At 69.6% G+C, this 19228-nt stretch carries 19 protein-coding genes and 1 pseudogene; 17 read left to right on the top strand and 3 right to left on the bottom strand.

The features are described 5' to 3' along the window. Positions 1 to 59: 59 nt before the first annotated feature. From RCH12_RS12595 to RCH12_RS12645, 11 genes are all read left to right on the top strand, one after another. Positions 60 to 1457 (top strand): DUF6421 family protein, encoded by a 1398-nt coding sequence (locus RCH12_RS12595; RefSeq protein ID WP_103431361.1) that lies wholly within the window; start codon positions 60 to 62, stop codon positions 1455 to 1457. Beyond that, positions 1450 to 2148 carry an SDR family NAD(P)-dependent oxidoreductase gene (locus RCH12_RS12600; protein ID WP_327017067.1) on the top strand — a complete coding sequence of 233 codons (699 nt, stop codon included), beginning with the start codon at positions 1450 to 1452 and terminating at the stop codon, positions 2146 to 2148. The genes RCH12_RS12595 and RCH12_RS12600 overlap by 8 nt, the downstream gene beginning before the upstream one ends. Positions 2149 to 2230: 82 nt before the next feature. Continuing rightward, a complete protein-coding gene (locus RCH12_RS12605) occupies positions 2231 to 3649 on the top strand; it encodes a sensor histidine kinase (RefSeq protein ID WP_327017068.1) in 1419 nt (472 codons plus the stop codon). Then, positions 3646 to 4371 (top strand): response regulator transcription factor, encoded by a 726-nt coding sequence (locus RCH12_RS12610; protein ID WP_327017069.1) that lies wholly within the window; start codon positions 3646 to 3648, stop codon positions 4369 to 4371. The genes RCH12_RS12605 and RCH12_RS12610 overlap by 4 nt, the downstream gene beginning before the upstream one ends. 123 nt (positions 4372 to 4494) lie before the next feature. Beyond that, positions 4495 to 5976, top strand: a complete 1482-nt coding sequence (locus RCH12_RS12615; protein ID WP_327017070.1) for an HNH endonuclease signature motif containing protein — start codon at positions 4495 to 4497, stop codon at positions 5974 to 5976. An 81-nt stretch (positions 5977 to 6057) separates the two neighbouring features. Beyond that, positions 6058 to 6564: a universal stress protein gene (locus RCH12_RS12620; protein WP_103430762.1), complete on the top strand. Its 507-nt coding sequence runs from the start codon at positions 6058 to 6060 to the stop codon at positions 6562 to 6564. Positions 6565 to 6669: 105 nt separating this feature from the next. Further along, positions 6670 to 7554 (top strand): ABC transporter ATP-binding protein, encoded by an 885-nt coding sequence (locus RCH12_RS12625; protein WP_088457559.1) that lies wholly within the window; start codon positions 6670 to 6672, stop codon positions 7552 to 7554. Continuing rightward, a complete protein-coding gene (locus tag RCH12_RS12630) occupies positions 7551 to 8726 on the top strand; it encodes an ABC transporter permease (protein ID WP_327017071.1) in 1176 nt (391 codons plus the stop codon). Before RCH12_RS12625 ends, RCH12_RS12630 begins: the two co-directional genes overlap by 4 nt. A 125-nt stretch (positions 8727 to 8851) precedes the next feature. Beyond that, positions 8852 to 9922 (top strand): threonine aldolase family protein, encoded by a 1071-nt coding sequence (locus tag RCH12_RS12635; protein WP_103430764.1) that lies wholly within the window; start codon positions 8852 to 8854, stop codon positions 9920 to 9922. Beyond that, positions 9919 to 11622: a long-chain-fatty-acid--CoA ligase gene (locus tag RCH12_RS12640; RefSeq protein ID WP_103430765.1), complete on the top strand. Its 1704-nt coding sequence runs from the start codon at positions 9919 to 9921 to the stop codon at positions 11620 to 11622. The genes RCH12_RS12635 and RCH12_RS12640 overlap by 4 nt, the downstream gene beginning before the upstream one ends. A 122-nt stretch (positions 11623 to 11744) precedes the next feature. Then, positions 11745 to 12320, top strand: coding sequence for a nitroreductase family protein (locus RCH12_RS12645; RefSeq protein ID WP_327017072.1), 576 nt, complete (start codon positions 11745 to 11747; stop codon positions 12318 to 12320). 217 nt (positions 12321 to 12537) lie between these two features. On the opposite strand, the gene RCH12_RS12650 is transcribed toward RCH12_RS12645, so the two are convergent. Together RCH12_RS12650 and RCH12_RS12655 are read right to left on the bottom strand one after the other, a co-directional pair. Beyond that, entirely contained in the window at positions 12538 to 13587 is a 1050-nt protein-coding gene (locus RCH12_RS12650) for a zinc-dependent alcohol dehydrogenase family protein (RefSeq protein WP_103430767.1), read from the bottom strand. A gap of 71 nt (positions 13588 to 13658) precedes the next feature. After that, positions 13659 to 14156, bottom strand: a complete 498-nt coding sequence (locus RCH12_RS12655) for a nitroreductase/quinone reductase family protein (RefSeq protein WP_327017073.1) — start codon at positions 14154 to 14156, stop codon at positions 13659 to 13661. A gap of 96 nt (positions 14157 to 14252) precedes the next feature. On the opposite strand from RCH12_RS12655, the gene RCH12_RS12660 reads away from it, so the two are divergent. The 6 genes from RCH12_RS12660 to RCH12_RS12685 are packed head-to-tail and all read left to right on the top strand — an operon-like array spanning position 14253 to position 18925. Then, complete coding sequence (locus RCH12_RS12660; protein WP_327017074.1) at positions 14253 to 15119, top strand: hypothetical protein; 867 nt, start codon at positions 14253 to 14255, stop codon at positions 15117 to 15119. Beyond that, positions 15116 to 16744 carry an AAA family ATPase gene (locus RCH12_RS12665; protein ID WP_327017075.1) on the top strand — a complete coding sequence of 543 codons (1629 nt, stop codon included), beginning with the start codon at positions 15116 to 15118 and terminating at the stop codon, positions 16742 to 16744. The genes RCH12_RS12660 and RCH12_RS12665 overlap by 4 nt, the downstream gene beginning before the upstream one ends. 22 nt (positions 16745 to 16766) lie before the next feature. Continuing rightward, positions 16767 to 16979, top strand: coding sequence for a DUF2997 domain-containing protein (locus RCH12_RS12670; protein ID WP_327017076.1), 213 nt, complete (start codon positions 16767 to 16769; stop codon positions 16977 to 16979). Then, entirely contained in the window at positions 16976 to 17677 is a 702-nt protein-coding gene (locus RCH12_RS12675) for a 4Fe-4S single cluster domain-containing protein (RefSeq protein WP_327017077.1), read from the top strand. The genes RCH12_RS12670 and RCH12_RS12675 overlap by 4 nt, the downstream gene beginning before the upstream one ends. Next, complete coding sequence (locus RCH12_RS12680) at positions 17674 to 18168, top strand: hypothetical protein (protein WP_327017078.1); 495 nt, start codon at positions 17674 to 17676, stop codon at positions 18166 to 18168. Before RCH12_RS12675 ends, RCH12_RS12680 begins: the two co-directional genes overlap by 4 nt. A 7-nt stretch (positions 18169 to 18175) precedes the next feature. Next, positions 18176 to 18925 (top strand): ComEA family DNA-binding protein, encoded by a 750-nt coding sequence (locus RCH12_RS12685; RefSeq protein WP_327017079.1) that lies wholly within the window; start codon positions 18176 to 18178, stop codon positions 18923 to 18925. A gap of 76 nt (positions 18926 to 19001) precedes the next feature. Here RCH12_RS12685 and RCH12_RS12690 read toward each other — a convergent pair. Then, positions 19002 to 19228 (bottom strand): annotated as a pseudogene (locus RCH12_RS12690) (IS110 family transposase); the annotation flags it as partial.

The following is a 19228-nucleotide window of genomic DNA, read 5'->3' on the forward strand; positions in this document are numbered from 1 at the left end:
CAGTTCAGTGCGCCGCACGCACGTCGCGCCCGCGGCACTCACGAGGACGGGAGGTTCCCATGTCGAATTACATTGCAGACGCACTGGTCGGTGAGCCCGAGGTTCTCGAGGACACCCGCCCCTCTGCCACGGACCTGACCGGCTCGCCCGCCTGGCTGCGGCTCAAGACCGCCGCCGCCGCCCTGCAGACCGTGCAGGCTCAGGACGGTTCGATCCCCGAGGCCGGCGCCCATGCGGATGCGCAGGCGTCCGTCGCCGAGATCACCGGCGCGGTCACCGAGTTGGCGCCGCAGTTCCCGCACGATGCCGCCTACCTGGCCGCCGTTGTGGTCGACTTCGACCGCTGGGCGGCCGGCGGCTTCGGCGTGCCCGACTTCTACGACTCGCTACTGGCCTTCCAGCCGCAGCAGCACCGGGAGGACGGCATCCGGCACCTGGTGGTGTTTCCGATGTACACCCAGAACGGCAGCCCCAACCGGCTCGTCGAGGCGGTGCTCATCGAGGTGCTCTGGCCGGAGTTCGTGGCCGAGCTCGAGACCGAGTACACCAACAAACTGTTCGTGCCCATCCGCTTTCTCGACTTCACGGCCGGGTACGACACCAACTCGGCGGTGCTCTTCCCCGAGACCGTGGCGATGCGGCAGATCCCGACGTTCACCTGGGGGGCGATCTTCGCCGACCGGGAGGCCGCGAGGTTCCGCAGGGTGGTGCGCGCCGCGGCGGAGATCACCCGGCTCGAGCTGCCAGCGGAAGCCGCCGCGCTGCTCGACGACCAGCACCTCACCGAAGAGACCTTCGTGATGTGGGACCTCATCCACGACCGCACCCACATGCGCGGCGACCTGCCCTTCGACCCGTTCATGATCAAGCAGCGGATGCCGTTCTTCCTCTATTCACTCGAGGAGCTGCGCTGCGACCTCACGGCGTTCCGCGAGTCGGTGAAGATCGAACGAGACGAGGCCGCCAGCCCCGAGGCCCGCCGGCACGCGAAGCTGGTGCAGTACGCGGTCATTTTCGACCGCATCTTCAGGTTCTCGATCACCGGCAGCCGGGTGCGCAACTACGACGGCCTCGGCGGCCAGCTGCTGTTCGCCTGGCTGCACCAGCACCACGTGCTGCACTGGACCGACACGGCACTCTCCTTCGACTGGGAGGCGGTGCCCGATGTGGTCATCGCGCTCGGCGCCCAGATCGACGAGCTCTATTGGGAGTCGATCGACCGGCCGAAAAAGGCGCACTGGCTGGCCGCCTACGAGATGCTCACGAAGACGCTCACGCCCAACCCGGCGTCGACGTGGGCTCGCGGGCTGCCGCTCGAGGTGCTCGCCGGCGCGCCGAAGGGGTACACCGACCTCGTCCTCGACGACGAGTTCCCGCTCTCGATGTTCTTCGAGGCGCTCGACAAGAAGATGAAACCCGTCATCGAGTCGACCAGGGGCATCACGGCGGATGCGTAGGCTCACGCTGGTCGACCCGTCCGGTGATCCCGGCGAGCGGGGGGCTGCCGGGCACACCGTGCTGATCGCCGGGGCCACCAGTACCGCCGGGGTGGCCGTCGCGGCCGCCCTGGCGGGTGCCGGCGCCCGAGTGCTGGCCGTGGGGTCCAACGAGGAACGGCTGGCGCGGGTGCTCGAGGTGGCGCCTCACGCCTCCGTCTACGTCGCTGACCTGACCGATTTTGCGGCGGTGACCGCCCTGGCCGCCACCGTGCACACCGAACACGGACCCGTCGACGGGCTCGTGCACCTGGTGGGCGGCTGGCGTGGCGGCGGCGGGCTCGACGGTCAGACCGACGAGGACTGGGACTTTCTGCACCAACGCGTCCTGCAGACTCTGCGCAACACCACTCGCGCGTTCAACGCCGATCTGCTGGCCTCGTTCACCGGCCGGCTGGCGATCGTGTCGTCGGTGTCGGTGGATGCGCCCACCCCCGGCGGCGCCAACTACGCCAGCGCCAAGGCCGCCGCCGAGACCTGGACCCGGGCAGTGGGCCACGGTTTCGCCAAGGCCGGCGACACCGCCGCGGCCGTGATCTTCGCCGTGCGCGCCCTCGACGGGCTCGAGCCCCGGCTGGCCGCCGAGGTCGTGGGCCTCTGGGACTGGCCCGCCGCGTCCCTGAACAACACCCGCCGCATCCTCACCCCCTGACCGGCAGCCCCGGGCGGCTAAACCATCGAACCTCCCTCTGGGGGCTGATCCGCCCGCGGCGCGACGGCGCTAGCGTGGGGGCATGACTGCCGAAGCGCGCACCGACCCGGTCACCGACCTGCTGGCCGACCCGCTGGCCGACCCGCTGGCCGACGGATGGCGGCGGCCGCGCGGCCCCCGCTCCGCCTACCGGGTCGATGCCTGGGTGGCCCTCGCGCTGGCCGGCGGCACCGCCCTGAGCATTTCGCTGAGCCTCGGCACGGGGCTCATGGGGGATGCGCCGTGGTGGCAGGTGGCGATCTGGGTGGCGCTCATCGCGCTCCCCCTGGCCGTTCGCCGCCGCTGGCCTGAGGCCGTGGCACTGCTCGTCTCCCTGGTCTTCGCCGTGTTCGCCAGCATCGGTGTCTCCGACGGCCTGTTCTCCAGCATCTGCCTCTATGTGGCCATTTACTCGGTGGGCGCGTGGAGCCACCACCGCACCATCGCCCGGTGGACGCGGCTGGGCATCATCGCTGGTATGTTCATCTGGCTGTTCTGGAGCCTGTTGGAGACAGCCAACCAGGCAACCGTCATCCCCGAACTGTCCAGGGACGGGTTCTTTTCGCCGTACGCCGCCTACGGGCTGCTGCAGGTTCTGCTCAACCTGGTTTACTTCTGGGCCGCATACTACTTCGGCGGCGCCGCCTGGCTCGCGGCCCGGCGCTCGGCGGCGCTCGAGGCACGCACCCGTGAGCTCGCCACCGAACGGGAGCGCACCGCGGCGCAGGCCGTGAGTCTCGAGCGGGTGCGGATCGCCCGGGAGTTGCACGATGTGGTCGCCCACCACGTGTCGTTGATGGGCGTCCAGGCCGGCGCGGCCCGGCGCATCCTCGACCGCGATCCCGCCGCCGCCACCCGCGCGATCGCGGTGATAGAGGAGAGCGCCCGCACCGCGGTGGACGAACTGCACACCATGCTCGGTGCCCTGCGCGCCGATGACGCCGACTGTGACGGCGACCAGCCCGCCCACCAGAGCACCAGCACCCGCGGCGTCGACCAGCTCGCCGAACTCGCCCAGGAGAACACCGACGCCGGGCTGGCCGTGCGGCTCCAGGTGATCGGCGAGCCGCGGCCGGTGCCCGGCACCATCGGTCTCAGCCTCTACCGCATCGCCCAGGAGGCCCTCACGAACACTCGCAAGCACGCCGGTTCCGGTGCGACCGCCGAGCTGCGTCTGCGCTACGAGCCGGATGCCGTGGAGCTGGAAGTCACCGACACCGGTCGAGGCATCCGCCCGGCTGTCGGCTCGCCCGCCGCGCAGAGCGCACCCGGCGGACTCGGCCAGCAGGGGATGCGCGAGCGCGTCGCGGCCGTCGGCGGCTCCCTTGAGTTGGCCAACCGGCCCCGCGGCGGCTATCTGGTGCGCGCCCGCGTTCCGCTCGCCGGCCCGCCGTCGGCCGCCGAGGAGCCCATCCCCCGGCCGGCCGCCGAGGAGCCCCAGACCGTGCGGGCCGCCGAATGAGCGCGCCGATCCGGGTGCTCCTGGTCGACGACCAGGCCCTGGTGCGCGCCGGATTCCGCATCATCCTCGAATCCGAGCCGGGCATCGTGGTGGTCGGCGAGGCCATGGACGGCGCTGCGGCGATCCGCCAGGCCACCGCCCTGCAGCCCGACGTGATCTGTATGGACGTGCAGATGCCGGGAATGGACGGGCTCACCGCCACCCGCGCCATCGTGGCAGATCCGACCAGCCGCGCCGCGGTGCTCGTGCTCACCACCTTCGACAGGGAGGACTACCTGTTCGCCGCCCTGCAGCACGGCGCCAGCGGGTTCCTGCTCAAGAACGCCTCGCCGGAGTCCCTGGTTGAGGCGGTGCAGGTGCTCGCCCGCGGCGACGCCCTGCTCTCCCCCGAAATCACCCGCCGGGTGATCGCCCGTTTCGCCGGCACCTTCTCCGACTCCGCGCCTGCCGCCGCACCGGATGCCGCGGCCGCGCACGGCGCGCACCGGCCGGAGCCGGCGGCGGTGGGCATGCTCACCGAGCGGGAGCGGGAGGTCTTCGAGCTGATCGCGCTGGGCCTGGCCAACGCCGAGATCGCGGGTCGGCTGTACCTCGGCGAGGCGACGGTGAAGACCCACGTCTCGAAGGTGCTGCAGAAACTCGATCTGCGCGACCGCATCCAGGCCGTGGTCTACGCCTACGAACACGGCATCGTCGTGCCCGGGGCGCCGCAGCAGCGCTGACCGGCGCTCCCGCACGTCACGTTTCGGCCGCTCGCCCCTCCTCCACAGGGCGGACGTTGTCGACCTCTCCACAGCTTGGTTTCTGGGCCGGGGAGTGTGGGTGCTGGGTGCTTCACTGTCCCTATGGCCACCTCAGCTGCCACTCCCGATCACACCCCCGATGACCCTGCGCACCCCGCGGTGGATCCTGTCGCGGCGGCGATCAGCGCGGTCATCGACCCGCTGATCGAGAACGAGAAAGTCATCGCGGCCGGCTACGCCGAGCGCAGCCGGCTGCTGACCGAGCTGGACCGGCTCGGCCATCAGCGGCGCATCATCGAGGGGCTGGGCGGGGACCTTGTCGAGTCCGGCCGGAACGACCCCGATACCGGCGCGCACGGTCCGGCCTGGGATGACGAGGAGCTCGCCCGCCGCAGCATGGCCGCCGAGGCCGCCGGGGCGTTGCGGCTGACGGCCACCACGGCGGGCATGATGATCTTCGACGCCGCCCGCCTCACCGGCCAACTGCCCGGCTTCCACCAGGCGCTGAGCCAGGGCAGCATCACCTGGGGCCATGCGGTGAAGATGCTCACCCTCACCGAGGGCGTCCCCGAAGAGATCCTGGGTGCGTTCGAAGCCAAGGTCCTGCCCGCGGCGGAGAAACTGACCTCGACCCAGTTCGTGCGGGTCGCCGGCCGGATCCTGGAGCGGATGCACCCGGTGCCGTTGCCGGACCGTGCCGACGCCGGCTTCGTCAAGCGCCGGGTGGTGCTCAGCCCGGACGCCGACGGGATGGCGTGGTTGAACGCCTACCTCAAAGCCGAAGATGCCCAGGCGATCTATGACCGGCTCAGCCACATCGCCACCGACCTCGACCTCGACGCTGACGCCGCCTCGGCGCCCGGCTCCGACTCCCCCGTCATCGATGCGGCCGTCCCCTGCCGCAGCAAGGACCAGCGCCGCGCGGACGCGTACCGCGACCTGCTCCTGGACGGTGTCGGACCGAGTGGCCTCGGCCACGGCATCCGCGGCACGGTCAGCATCACGGTGCCGGCCCTGACCCTGCTGGGCCGAAGCGACGAACCCGCCATCCTCGACGGCTACGGCCCCATCGACCCAGAAACCGCCCGCCGGATCGCGGGCACGGCAACCAGCTGGTCCCGCATCCTCACCCACCCCGAAACCGGCTGTCGCCTGAGCATGGGCCGCAACACCTACAACCCGCCCGCCGACATGCGCCGCTACCTCGCCGCCCGCGACCACACCTGCCAGGGCATCGGCTGCAACCGGCGAGCCACCCTCAGCGAAATCGACCACACCCGACCCTGGTGCACCGGCGGACCCACCGACGTCGACAACCTCGTCCACCTCTGCAAGGCCTGCCACCGCCTCAAACACCAATCCAGCTTCACCACCAGCCAAGGCCCCGGCGGCGCCCTCACCTGGACCACCCCCGCCGGCAAGACCTACACCTCAGCGCCCACCAACACCGACCCCACCACCTACGACCCCGCCACTCACGACCCCGCCGGGTACGACGGACGACCACTCGGCCCCAGCAGCTCGGCGGCCACGCCAGCGCCCGCGCGAACCCAGCCCGCGTCCGAAGACCCGCCGCCGTTCTGAGCCGGCTATCCCGGCTAGGGTCGAGGCAGAGCCCGGCACCGGGGGAACGGCGCCGGAGTCCTGCGTCGCGAAGGAGCCGCCATGGTGCGCACACCCCCGCCCGTTGTCGTCGGTGTCACGGCGGGCCAGCCCGATGCCGTGGTCCTGGCCGCATCGGAATTCGCCGCCCAATTCGGTGCCGAGCTGATCTGCGCCTCGGTGGACCCGAGTCGCTTCATGCTCGAGGAGCTGCCCGACGGCAGCATGACGAGCGCCTCCTTCGACCCGGACTCGTTTGAGCAGGCGGCCGCCGAGTTCGACCCCGGCCTGCGCGCGCAGATCGAACGGGTGCTGGCCGGCCGCGGGGTCGCCTGGTCGACCCGGGCCCTCGCCGGCGAGCCCGCGAGAGCACTCGGCCACCTCGCCGGCACCGTGCGGGCCATGATGATCGTCGTCGGGTCCCGCGAACCCACCGTGCGGCACACCCTCCGGTCCTTCTTCACCGGATCGGTGGCCGTGCGCCTCGCCCACGGCCAGCAACGTCCGGTCATCATCATCCCGCTCAACCCGATTCCCTTCGGCACCGAACTACCCTGGGACGAGGAGTAGGCCGAGCGCCTCACCCTGCGGGCGGAGGCAGGCACTCACCCCGCAGGCGGATGCGGCCACGGCCCCGCATCCCTAGCGTTGACGGTACGCAACGAAAGGGCAGACATGCTCGAGATCAGGGACATCAACAAGCATTACGGCACCCACCAGGTGCTCACTGATGTGAGCTTCAGTGTGGGCGCTGGCCGCATGACCGGCTTCGTCGGCGCCAACGGCGCCGGCAAGACCACGTCGATGCGCATCATTCTGGGGGTGCTCTCGCCGGACTCCGGCAGCGTGCTGCTCGACGGCGTCGCGCTCACCGCCGGTGACCGGCGCCGGTTCGGCTACATGCCGGAGGAACGCGGCCTCTACCCCAAGATGAAGGTCGCCGAACAGTTGGTCTACCTGGCCCGGCTGCACGGCATGAGCACCAGCGCCGCCAAGCGCAACGCCAACGACCTGCTCGAGCGGCTCGGCCTCGGCGAGCGCGCCAACGATCTCGTCGAGGCCCTGTCGCTGGGCAACCAGCAGCGCGCCCAGATCGCCGCAGCGCTCGTGCACGACCCCGAGTTCCTGGTCCTCGACGAACCGTTCTCCGGCCTCGACCCCATCGCTGTTGAGGTGGTTCTCACGGTACTCAAGGAGCGTGCCGCGGCCGGCGCCCCCGTGCTGTTCTCCTCGCACCAGCTCGACCTCGTCGAACGGCTCTGCGACGACCTCGTGATCATCGCCGCCGGCGAAATCCGCGCCAACGGGTCCCGCGAACGCCTGCGCGAGCAGTTCAGCACCCCCAGGTTCGAAATCCACACGGATGCCGACGCCGGCTGGATCCGCGGCGTGGCCGGCATCACCGTGATCGACTTCGACGGCGGCGAAGCCGTCTTCGAAGCCGACTCCGACGCCGCCAGCCAGCAGGTCCTCCGCGAGGCCCTCACCCGCGGCGCCGTGCACTCCTTCGGCCACCTCCGGCCCTCCCTCTCCACCATCTTCAAGGAGGTCGTGCGATGAGCACCGACACCGAACCGGGCATTGGCACTGGCACTGGCACTGGCACTGGCACCGGAACAGAACCCCGCCAGAGCGCCGCAGCCCGCACCACACCCCCCGCGCCCAATTTCTGGGCCAGCGTCTGGCTGGTCGCCACCCGCGAGATCGTCTCGCGCCTGCGCAGCAAGGCGTTCCTGATCTCCACCGGCATCCTGCTGCTGATCGCGGTCGGCTCCGTCGTCGCCGGCGGCATCATGAGCGCCAACCCGTCCACCACCTCGGTGGCCGTGGTCGGCTCGGCCGGATCCGTGGTCAGCGAGGCCGACGGTCTCACCATGGTCTCCGCCGACGGCGTCGCAGAGGCGGAGGCCCTGGTGCGCGACGGCACCGTCGAAGCCGCCGTGGTGCCTGACGACTCCCTGCTCGGCGTCAGTGTGATCGCCCTGGATTCACCGCCGAGCGCGGTCATGAATGCGCTCAGCGTCGCCCCCGCCGTCGAACTGCTCGACCCGGCCGAACAGGGCGGCTTCCTCGTCTACATCGTGGCGCTCGGCTTCGGCCTGGTGTTCTTCATGTCGGCACTGACCTTCGGCTCCACCATCGCGCAGAGCGTGGTCGAAGAGAAGCAGACCCGGGTCGTCGAGATCCTGATGTCCGCCATCCCGGTGCGCGCCCTGTTGGCGGGCAAGGTGGTGGGCAACTCGATCATGGCGCTGGGTCAGATCGTGGCCATCGCCCTGCTCGTGGGCATCGGCATGGCAGTCACCGGCCAACGGGTGCTGCTGGCCGACCTGGGCCCGGCCATCGGCTGGTTCGCGGTGTTCTTCGCCTTCGGCTTCGTGATGATCGCCGCCCTGTTCGCGGCGACGGCGTCGATGGTGTCCCGCCAGGAAGACGTGGGCTCGACCACCGCACCGGTGACGTACCTCGTGATGATCCCCTATTTCCTGGTGATCTTCTTCAACGACAACCCGCTCGTGATGGCCATCATGTCCTACGTCCCCTTCTCCGCACCGGTCGGGATGCCCGTGCGCATCTTCCTGGGCTCGGCCGAGTGGTGGGAGCCGGTGCTGGCGCTGATCATCCTCGCCGTGACCACGGCCGGAGTGATCATCCTGGGCTCGCGCATCTACCGCAATTCGCTGCTGCGGATGGGCGGCCGCGTCACCATCAAGCAGGCCCTGCGCGGCTGATCGGCGCGAAAGCGCGAATCCGGGCCTGACCCGGGGTGTTGACACGCTGTGCAGGCACACAATCCGTGCGACACCCCGGGGCAGACGCACAGATTCGCCACCCAGGTTTACGCCAAGATGGAGGGGTGACCTCCCTCCATGACCTGCTCTCCCGCGGTTTCGCGTCCGACAACTATTCGGGCATCCACCCGGAGATTCTCGACGCCATCGTGCGGGCCAACGGCGCCCATCAGATCGCCTACGGCGACGACGTCTACACGGCCGAACTGCAGCGCGTTTTCGCGCGGCACTTCGGTGACGGCGTCGAGGCGTTCCCGGTGTTCAACGGCACCGGCGCCAACGTCACCGGGCTGCAGTCCATGTTGCCGCGCTGGGGAGCGGTGATCTGCGCGAGCACCGCGCACATCAACACCGACGAGGGCGGCGCCCCCGAGCGGGTCGGCGGCCTCAAGCTGCTGCCGATCGAGACGCCGGACGGCAAGCTCACTCCCGCCCTGATCGACCAGGAGGCCTGGGGCTGGGGCGACGAGCACCGCGCCCAGCCGCTCGTGGTGTCGATCACCCAGACCACCGAGCTCGGCACCCTGTACACGCCCGCCGAGGTGCGCGCCATCGCCGACCACGCGCACGCCAATGGCATGCTGCTGCACATGGACGGCGCCCGCATCTCCAACGCCGCGGCCGCCCTCGGGGTGCCGTTCCGGGAGTTCACCAGCGACGCCGGTGTCGACGTGCTCAGCTTCGGCGGCACCAAGAACGGCATGATGCTCGGCGAGTGCATCGTGGTGCTCAACCCCACCTCATCCACCGGGCTCAAGTACCTGCGGAAGCTCAACATGCAGCTGTCCTCGAAGATGCGCTTCATCTCGGCCCAGCTGATCGCCCTGCTCGACGGCGATCTGTGGCTGCGGAACGCCGACCACGCCAACGCCATGGCCGCACGCCTGCGCGGCGCGCTCGAAGAGGGCCTGGCGGATGGCTCGGTGACCGGACTCTCGTTCAGCCAGCCCACCCAGGCCAACGCGATCTTCGCCGTGCTGCCCGCCGGCGTTGCCGACAAGGTGCGCGAGTTCTACAGGTTCTACGACTGGAACCCGGCCACCGGCGAGGTGCGCTGGATGTGCGGCTTCGACACCACCCCCGACGACGTCGACGATTTTGTCGCCGCCCTGAAGAAGGAACTGATCAGCGCATGAACGTCTTCACGAACAAGCCCTGGTTGAGCTCCTATGCCGCGGGCGTGCCCAACACGATCACGGATCCCACCGAGACCCTCATCGACATGATCGAGGGCTCCACCCGCCGGTTCGCCGACAAGGTGGCGCTGGACTTCTTCGGCGGCACCATGACTTACGGGCAACTGGGCGACGAGATCTCCCGGGTGGCCAACGGCCTGCGCCGGCTCGGCGTCAAGCCCGGCGACAGGGTGGCCCTGGTGCTGCCGAACTGCCCGCAGCACATCGTCGCGTTCTACGCCGTGCTGCGGCTCGGTGCGATCGTGGTGGAGCACAACCCGCTCTACACCGAACGTGAGCTACGCCACCAGTTCGAGGACCACGGCGCCAGCGTCGCCATCGTCTGGGACAAGGTGTACACCACGGTGCGCGGCTTCCCCCGCGACATGGGTCTGCACACCGTCGTGGCCGTCGACGTCACCAAGTCGATGCCGCTGACCACCCGGCTGGCCCTGCGCCTGCCGATCCCCAAGTCCCGCACCGCCCGCGCCGCCCTCACCGTGGCCCAGCCGCTCAAGGACGCCATCGAGTGGAGCGCCCTGGTGGGTTCCCGCCGGCTGCGCACCGCCCATCCGCGCCCGCTGCTCGGCGACACCGCCGTGCTGCAGTACACCAGCGGCACCACCGGCTCGCCCAAGGGCGCCATCCTCACCCACTTCAACCTGCAGGCCAACGCCCAGCAGAGCGAAGCCTGGGTGCCCGGGCTCGAGCGCGGCAACGAGGTCTTCTATGGCGTCCTGCCGATGTTCCACGCCTACGGCCTCACCCTCTGCCTCACCGTCGCGATGTCGATCGGCGCCCGGCTGGTGCTGTTCCCCAAGTTCGACGTCGGCCTGGTGCTCAACGCGGTCAAACGCACCCCTCCCACCTTCCTGCCCGCGGTGCCCCCGATTTACGAGAAGCTCGTGACGGCCGCCAACGCGCAGAAGGTCAGTCTTCGCGGCACCAAGTACGCCATTTCCGGGGCGATGAGCCTGCCCCAGTCCACCGTCCAACTGTGGGAGGAAGCCACCGGCGGCGTACTCGTCGAGGGGTACGGCATGACGGAGTGCTCGCCGATCGCGGTGGGCAACCCGATGGGAGAGAGCCGGCGCAATGGCACCGTGGGCGTCCCGTTCCCGAGCACCGAGATCCGGGTCGTCGACCCCGCGAACCCGGCGATCGACCGCGGCTTCGACGAAGAAGGCGAGCTGCTCATCCGTGGCCCGCAGGTGTTCTCCGGCTACTGGGACCGCCCCACCGAAACCGCCCAGACCCTGCTGGCGGATGGCTGGCTGCGCACCGGTGACATCGTCACGGTGTCGTCGGACGGCTTCGTCACCATCGTGGACCGTATCAAGGAACTGATCATCACCGGCGGCTTCAACGTGTCGCCCTCCGAGGTGGAGGCCGCCCTGCTCTCGCACCCCGACATCGCCGACGCCGCTGTGGTCGGCCTCAAGAGCGAGCACGGCGGCGAGGATGTCGTGGCCGCCGTGGTGCTCATCGCCGGCGCCACCCTCGACGTGGCCGGCCTGCGGGAGTACTGCCGCACCCGCATCTCCGCGTACAAGGTGCCCCGCCGTATCGTCGAGGTCGACGACCTGCCCCGGTCGCTGATCGGCAAGGTGCTGCGCCGCAAGGTGCGCGACAACCTCGAAGCGGCGGAGCACACCGCCTGACCGACGGCATCCGGTCAAATATGCGGGCGCATGGAATAACCGCGCCCGCACCGCGTTGACCAGATTGGGACGATGATGCCCCGCACCAATCGACAGACACGCACCAGAGAAAGCCGGGCATCATGACCCTCATCACCGAGACCCACAGCCGCGCCGCCGACACGACGGCACCGATCCTTCCCGCGATGGCCGAGCGCTGGAGCCCGCGCGGCTTCGACCCGACCGCGGTCATAGACGAAGACACCCTCACGACGGTGCTCGAGGCCGCCCGCTGGGCGCCGTCCGGCAACAACAACCAGCCGGCCCGGTTCATCGTCGCCCGCCGCGGTTCCGAGAGCTTCGCCAAGATCCACGCGAACCTGATGGGCTTCAACCAGGCCTGGGCCGACAAGGCGTCGGTGCTGATCCTCAACATCGCCGAGGGTGACAACCCCTGGGCGCAGTACGACCTCGGCCAGGCCGTCGCGCACCTCACCATCCAGGCCCAGCACGAGGGCCTGTTCACCCACCAGCTGGGCGGTATCGACCGCAAGACGCTGGCCAGTGCGTTCCGTCTCAAGGAGAACCAGGACGCCGTCACCGTGACAGTGCTGGGTGTGCTCGGCGACGCCGAGGCGCTCAGCCCCGAACTGTTCGAACGAGAGATCGCGCCGCGCACCCGCAAGCCGCTGACCGAGATCCTGCTGGTCAACGACTAAGCAGCCGCCGTCCGTCGGCGCTCATCCGCCGAGTTGCCACTTGGAGCCCCCTCAGCGCCTCCGAAGGGGCGCCAACTGCCATCTCGCCGCACTGGGTAGGGTCGACGTGCCAGTTGAGGCCGTCTACCGGGCCGCCACGGGGCCGGAGGTGGCACGTCGTGCGCACACGAACGCCCCCTCGCATCGAGCGAGGGGGCGTTCTCTGTGGGGGTGCGGGCTACGGGCGCAGCAGCACTTTGATGGCGCGGCGCTCGTCCATGGCGGCGTAAGCCAGCGCCACTTCGGACAGCGGCAATTGCAGGTCGAAGACCCGGCCGGGGTTGATCGCTCCGCTGAGCACCTCGGGCAGCAGCTCTTCCACGTATCCGCGCACGGATGCGACGCCGCCGTTCACGCCAACGTTGCGGCCGAAGAGGGCCTTGATCGGCAGCTCGGCGCCGCCGTTGGGCACGCCGACATAGCCGACCATGCCGCCGGGCCGGGTCGAGCGGATCGCCTGGTCCATCGATTCCTCGGTGCCGACGCACTCGAGCACGCAGTCGGCGCCGACACCGTCGAACATCTCCAGGATGCTCTCGACACCCGCGTCGCCCCGCTCCTCGACGATGTCGGTGGCACCGAATTCGCGGGCGACGGCCTGCCGGTCGGCGTGACGGGACATGGCCACGATGCGGGACGCGCCGAGGCGCTTGGCGGCGATGATCGCGCAGAGGCCCACGGCCCCGTCGCCGACCACGACAACGGTGCTGCCGACGGTGACGCCGGCCGAGACGGCGGCGTGGTGGCCGGTGCCCATCACGTCGGCGAGGGTCAGCAGGCCGGGCACCTGGTCATCCGAGGGCTGCACGGGGGTGGCGACGAGCGAACCGTCGGCGTGCGGAACCCGCACGCGTTCGCCCTGGGCGCCGTCGGCGAAGCCGCCGAGCTGGTCGTCCGAGCCCCACCAGCCGCCGTTGAGGCAGGAGGTACTGACGCCGTTCCGGCAGTTGACGCAGGTGTTGTCGCAGTCGTAGAACGGCGCGATGACGAAGTCGCCGACCTTGACGGTGGTGACGTCAGGACCGATCTCGTCGACGATGCCGACGAACTCGTGGCCGATCCGGTGCGGCTCGTCGGTGGGGGTCACTCCGCGGTACGGCCAGAGGTCTGACCCGCAGACGCAGGCCGCCACCACCCGCACGATGGCGTCACCGCCGGTGGACAGGACGGGGTCGGGAACTTCATCGAGTCGGACATCCCGCTCGCCGTAAATAACTGTTGCACGCATCCGAAAAGCCTAACCCTCAGCCCGCGAACCGTGAGTTGTGCCCCAGGAACCGCCGGATTCTGGTGCTTGACTCACGGTTCGTGGGAGGCGGGGGCAGGTTCGAGAACCACAACGGCAGTTTCGGTCGGGCGGCGGCGGGCCAAACCGTCGAGGTCCTTGTCCAGCGTCCGCCAGCGGTCCCACAGCCGGGAACGTTCCTCTCCGGTCGCGGCGTGCGCGACGACATGGCGGGTCCCATCGGCGAGCTGGACCTCGCAGCGCGGCTGCGCCTGCAGGTTCAGCCACCACGCGGGCTCGGCTTCGCCCCAGCCGTTCATCGCCAGGGTCACCAGGTTCGGGCCGTCCTCCAGATAGCCCACGATCACGGACCGTTCCTGGCCGCTGCGGCGCCCTGTCGTGGTCAGCCGCAGCGCACCCCACCGCTCGGGCCGCGCACGCCACAGTCCACGTCGTCCACCGGTCAGGCGGAACAGGGCCCTGTGCACTTTCCAGGCCAGCACGACGAACCAGCGCGGCGGCAGCCACGGGGTCCGCTCGCCGGTCTCGCTGCCGTGGCGGGGGGTCGTCATGACGCGACTGTACAACCGTTCCGCCCGCTCGTCTCGGCTGTGCCCCCAGTAGTCTGTGAACACTGCGCCGCGCGCACCGGGGGGAGGAGACGCATCGTGAGTATGGGGAACGTCTCGGTGTCGAGCACGGCTCGGCGACGCATCCGCACCTTCTCGGTGTGGGTCTGGGTCTGGGGCGCCGTGGTTCTCTTCATCGGCGCACTCAACACCTATGCCGACGTCGGGATCGGCGACGAGGGCTTCGCGATCCTCGGCGACGGGGAGAACCCGTGGGACGTCGAGGATCCGCCGGTTTTCGAGCCAGACGGCACCACCTATTCGGGCGAGGGCAGCGGCCTGATCCGCATTCCCCTCGAGGACCACGATCAAGGCCCCTACATCGTGCGGCTCGTCGCCGGCGACTATCTCGACCTCTACGCCACGAGTCTCGAGGATCTCAGCCAGCCCGCCGATGACCGCGGCTACCCGGAGAACATCGGGTACTTCTACGACCCCGACGATGAAGTGCTCGTCCTCCCGCCCGACGGCGACCTCGAACTGTGGGTGCGTACCGACGACCCGTGGGAGCTCACCCTGCAGAAGGCGGAGGTCGACGAGATCACCGACGGCTTCGCCAGCGGCGAGGGCAACGACTTCCTCGTCTACCGCGGCGACGCGGTCAGCGCACGCTTCCAGCACAAGGGCGACGGGATCTTCTACGTGACCGTCCAGACCATCGGGGAGCGGTCAGACCGGCCCATCATCGAGTCCGGCGACGTCGACCAACGCCTGTCCTGGAACCCCACCGACGCCGTTTACATCTCCATCGAGGCCGACGACGGCCGGGGCGCCTGGTCGGTCGACATCGACGAGCTGGCGCCGGATGCCCCGGCAGTTGTCGAACCGGACCCCGCTGAACCGGACCCCGCTGACCCAGACCCCGCCGACCCAGACCCCGCCGAAACCCCGAGAGGAACACCATGAGTTTCGCCGAGACGCTCGACCAGGCCTTCAAGGCCCGCCTGCCGCTGTTGTACATCGAAACCAGCGAGGAGGTGCGCGCCCTCGACGAGGTCACCCGCGCCGCCCAGGCGCTACGGCGCCCCCGCGAGGTGTGGACCTGGACGAGCGCCACCGGGCTGATCGGTCCCGACGGCAAGGGCATCAACAACACGACCACGCCCGCCCGGGCGCTCGATCACATCGTCGGTATCGCCGAGAACGCCGTCTTCGTGTTCTGCGACCTGCACGCCTACTTCGGCACCGAGCAACGCCCCGGCGACCCCGTCATCATCCGCAAGGTGCGCGAGACCGTTCTCGAACTGCGCCACGCGGATGCCGCCCGCGCTCTGGTCGTGACGGCTCCGGTTCGGTGCATCCCACCCGAGCTGGACAAGCTCGCCCACCTGCTCGAGTTCCCGCTGCCGAACACCACCGAACTGCGCTCGATGCTCGACACCATGATCGAGAACAACGCGTCGGGCAGCGGCCGGATCAGGGTGCAGGCCGACGAAAAAACCCTCGAGGCCCTGGTGCAGGCCGCCCGCGGCCTGACCATGTCGGAGGCCGAGAACGCGTTCGCCCGTGCCATGGTCGACGACGGCCAGCTCACCTCGAGCGACATCACCGTCGTGCTCGACGAGAAGCGCCAGATCGTCAGCAAGTCCGGCCTGCTCGACTTTGTCACCAAGGCCCTCGACCTCGACTCCGTCGGCGGTCTGAACAACCTCAAGCGGTGGCTGTCCAGGCGCGACGGCTCCTGGCTGGCCGAGGCCGAGGAGTTCGGCCTGCCGGCGCCGAAGGGGGTGCTCATCACCGGCGTTCCCGGCTGTGGAAAGTCGCTGACCGCGAAGGCGATGGCGGCGTCGTGGGGACTGCCGCTGCTCCGGCTCGACATCGGCCGGATCTTCTCCGGGCTCGTCGGCTCCTCGGAGCAGAATCTCCGCACCGCACTCGCCACCGCCGAGGCCGTGGCCCCGTGCATCCTCTGGGTCGATGAGATCGAGAAGGGCTTCTCCAACACCACGGGCACCGGAGACTCCGGCACCACTGCGCGCGTGTTCGGGTACTTCCTCACCTGGATGCAGGAGAAGCAGCATCCGGTGTTCGTCGTCGCCACAGCCAACAACATCGACTCGCTGCCGCCGGAGTTCATGCGCAAGGGCCGGTTCGACGAGATCTTCTTCGTCGACCTGCCCACCGCCGTCGAGCGGCGCGCCATCTGGAGCATCCAGCTCGCCTCCAACGCCACCGCCGGCAACGGGCTCGCGGCCATCGGCGCATCCGACGTGGAGAAGCTCGTCGACGACAGCGACAACTACTCCGGCGCCGAGATCGAGCAGGCCGTCATCGTGGCGCTCTACGAGGCCTTCGCCGGACGCCGGCCGGCGACCCTGCACGATCTCACCGAGGCGATCACCAATATGATCCCGCTCGCCGTCACCCAGGCCGAGGAGGTGCAGGCCATCCGCGCCTGGGCCGAGGTCCGTGCCGTGCGGGCGACCGGCAGCGAAGACATCGACCCCCACGAAGACGCGCTGGTCGGCGCCGGCGACGCCACCGGTGCGGGGCTCTCCAGCCGCCGCGGCGGACGCACCGTTGACTTCTAACCGTTGGTGAACAGGACACCCCATGACAGACAAACAGCTCATCGTGCAGGTCCGGCCCGACGGTACCGTGCACGCCGAAACCCTCGGCATGTTCGGCAACGAGTGCCTGGACTACATCACCGTGCTCGAGAACATGCTCGAGGCCGAGACGACATCGTCGTCATTCACGGATGCCTACGCGCAGGTTGCCACGGAGCAGGAGACGACGGCAGAGAACTGGGACGGCGCCAGGTGACCCTGCTCCTGGGAACTGTCGAGCCGATCGCCAGGCCGGGCACCGACCTGCGTTGGTCGCGCTTCCTGGCCGCAACGACCGCCGAGGGCCCCGGCTTGCGCTCGGCCCTGTGGGTGCAGGGCTGCAGCGTGCACTGCCCCGGCTGTTTCAACCCCCAGCTCTGGGCCGAGATCGGCGGCACGGTCGAGAACACGGCGCAGCTCGCCGAGCGTTTTGCGGCGGATGCGGTCAGCGCCGGCGTCGAAGGAATCACCCTTCTCGGCGGTGAACCCTTCGATCAGGCCGCCGCCCTCGCGTCGATTGCGGAGGCCTTCCGCACTGCCGGGCTAACCGTGATGACCTTCTCCGGTTACCCGCTCGACCTGCTCATCGGCTGGTCGGCGACCCGGCCGGACATCGCTCGGCTGCTCGACGCCACCGACCTGCTCATCGACGGACCGTACCTGCGTGACCGGCCCGATGCCGGGCGCCCCTGGCTCGGGTCGACCAATCAGGGCATCCGCGCGCTCACCCCGGCCTACGCCGCCGAGGTCGCCCGGATCGAACTGGAGGGCGGGCTCGACCGTCTCGAAATCCGCATCCACCCCGACGGCCGGATCGACGTGAACGGGTGGGCCGACGATGCGGCCCTCGAAGAACTTCTGCATGACCTCGGTCCCCGACAGGACCGGCCCGCAACGAAAGCGAGACTCGCATGAGTGTCACCCTGATCCTCCTCCCCCTCGCCCTGGCCGCGGCCGCCGCTGCCGGCGGTGTCGGCGCGATCGGCGCTGCCGTGACGGCGAAGGGCACGGACGGCGACGGATCTCGGCCCGCGATCCGGGTACGCACCCGGATGAAGGACAGCACGCTGCTCGCCGACGCCCTGACGAACCTCGGCGCCACGGCCATCGACGTGTCACGCTCGCGCGTCACCGCCGAGATCGACGGCGTCTCGCTGACCATGACCCTCACCGAGGATGCGGTCTGGGAGGCTCATGTGGAGGGCTTGGACGGCCGGGACGTCACCATCGTGAGTGCCACCGAACTTCTGCAGCAGCTCGACACCGAATATGCCGCGATGGTGCAACAGGCCGTCGCGGCGAAGATTCGCGCTCGAGCGGCTGGTTCGGGCTTCGAGCTCGTCTCGGAGACCCGGGAGGCGGATGACACCGTGACCATGGTGCTCAACGTCCGCGCGGGAGCATGACGAACCGATGACGAACGCCCCCCGTCGCACGCGCGGCGCACCGGTGACGGCCACCGCGACGGGACCGTCGATCTACTGGCGCCTCGGCGCCAGCTCGTGGTTGCTGCTCCTGCTGGTCGGCGGCGGCGCACTGGCATGGCTCGCCTTCGGGCTGCTGGCCATCGTGGCCCGGCGACGGTCCTGGGGGATCATTGCCGGTGTGTACGGGGTGGCCGCGATCATCGTGCTGATTCCGGAGGATCCCGCGGGTGAGATCGCCCAGGGCTCGCTGTACCTCGTGGTCTTGTTGCACGGATTGATCATCAACCAGGGCTGGCTTCTGCTCCTCTGGGAGCGGAACGAAAACGGCCTCACGATATTCGGCAACCCCCGCGGCGGAGCGGCGCGGCGCGCACCGACGCGCAGGCCGCAGCGAGCCGCACCGGCGCTGCCGAGGGAAGCGGAACGGCTCCTGGGCGGCGGTGGCACAGCGAGGTCGGACTACGTCGCGCCCGCAGCCGCTCCCGCACCCGCGGCCGAGCTCGTCGACGTGAACACGGCGAACCAGCGCAAGCTCGCGAAGCTCACCGGGATGGACCGCGGGTTGGCCAAGGCGGCGGTCGCCGAGCGCACCAAGCGCGGCGGCTTCGCCTCCCTCGAGGCCTTCGCCGCCACGGCCGGGCTCCAGCCGCACGAACTCGTGCGCCTGGGCAGCGAGGCGTTCTGCTCACCACGCCCCCGCGCCAAGCGCAGCTTCGGCCGACGAGTCGACTACTGACCCGCGAGCCGGCCCGCGGCACGATTCAGACACGACACACACGCACGTCACTGGGTCTCGATGCTCCTATTGATTGTCAAGCGGCAATTTGGGTTGCTGAATGACGTTCTTGGACGGCGATGAGGATGGGGAAGATTTCTCGGGCGAGGTAGCGCTTGAGTAAGCGCATGGTACCGCGTTTGGTCTTGCCGCGAGCGAGGGTTTTCTCAACGTATGCACGGGTCTCCGGGTGCCGGACCATACGAACCAGGACGATGCGGTGGAACGCGGCGTTGCCTTGCCTGTTGCCGCCGCGGTTGAGCC

It is taken from the genome of Cryobacterium sp. MP_3.1 (assembly GCF_035984795.1).
Classification (GTDB): domain Bacteria; phylum Actinomycetota; class Actinomycetes; order Actinomycetales; family Microbacteriaceae; genus Cryobacterium; species Cryobacterium zongtaii.

What these genes read in the sequence shown, in the direction of transcription:
- RCH12_RS12680 (WP_327017078.1), top strand. Translation starts at nt 17,674, where the DNA reads ATGAGTGTCACCCTGATCCTCCTCCCCCTCGCCCTGGCCGCGGCCGCC.
- RCH12_RS12625 (WP_088457559.1), top strand. Translation starts at nt 6,670, where the DNA reads ATGCTCGAGATCAGGGACATCAACAAGCATTACGGCACCCACCAGGTG.
- RCH12_RS12630 (WP_327017071.1), top strand. Translation starts at nt 7,551, where the DNA reads ATGAGCACCGACACCGAACCGGGCATTGGCACTGGCACTGGCACTGGC.
- RCH12_RS12640 (WP_103430765.1), top strand. Translation starts at nt 9,919, where the DNA reads ATGAACGTCTTCACGAACAAGCCCTGGTTGAGCTCCTATGCCGCGGGC.
- RCH12_RS12650 (WP_103430767.1), bottom strand. Translation starts at nt 13,587, where the DNA reads ATGCGTGCAACAGTTATTTACGGCGAGCGGGATGTCCGACTCGATGAA.
- RCH12_RS12665 (WP_327017075.1), top strand. Translation starts at nt 15,116, where the DNA reads ATGAGTTTCGCCGAGACGCTCGACCAGGCCTTCAAGGCCCGCCTGCCG.
- RCH12_RS12620 (WP_103430762.1), top strand. Translation starts at nt 6,058, where the DNA reads ATGGTGCGCACACCCCCGCCCGTTGTCGTCGGTGTCACGGCGGGCCAG.
- RCH12_RS12605 (WP_327017068.1), top strand. Translation starts at nt 2,231, where the DNA reads ATGACTGCCGAAGCGCGCACCGACCCGGTCACCGACCTGCTGGCCGAC.
- RCH12_RS12600 (WP_327017067.1), top strand. Translation starts at nt 1,450, where the DNA reads ATGCGTAGGCTCACGCTGGTCGACCCGTCCGGTGATCCCGGCGAGCGG.
- RCH12_RS12645 (WP_327017072.1), top strand. Translation starts at nt 11,745, where the DNA reads ATGACCCTCATCACCGAGACCCACAGCCGCGCCGCCGACACGACGGCA.
- RCH12_RS12670 (WP_327017076.1), top strand. Translation starts at nt 16,767, where the DNA reads ATGACAGACAAACAGCTCATCGTGCAGGTCCGGCCCGACGGTACCGTG.
- RCH12_RS12595 (WP_103431361.1), top strand. Translation starts at nt 60, where the DNA reads ATGTCGAATTACATTGCAGACGCACTGGTCGGTGAGCCCGAGGTTCTC.
- RCH12_RS12655 (WP_327017073.1), bottom strand. Translation starts at nt 14,156, where the DNA reads ATGACGACCCCCCGCCACGGCAGCGAGACCGGCGAGCGGACCCCGTGG.
- RCH12_RS12685 (WP_327017079.1), top strand. Translation starts at nt 18,176, where the DNA reads ATGACGAACGCCCCCCGTCGCACGCGCGGCGCACCGGTGACGGCCACC.
- RCH12_RS12610 (WP_327017069.1), top strand. Translation starts at nt 3,646, where the DNA reads ATGAGCGCGCCGATCCGGGTGCTCCTGGTCGACGACCAGGCCCTGGTG.
- RCH12_RS12615 (WP_327017070.1), top strand. Translation starts at nt 4,495, where the DNA reads ATGGCCACCTCAGCTGCCACTCCCGATCACACCCCCGATGACCCTGCG.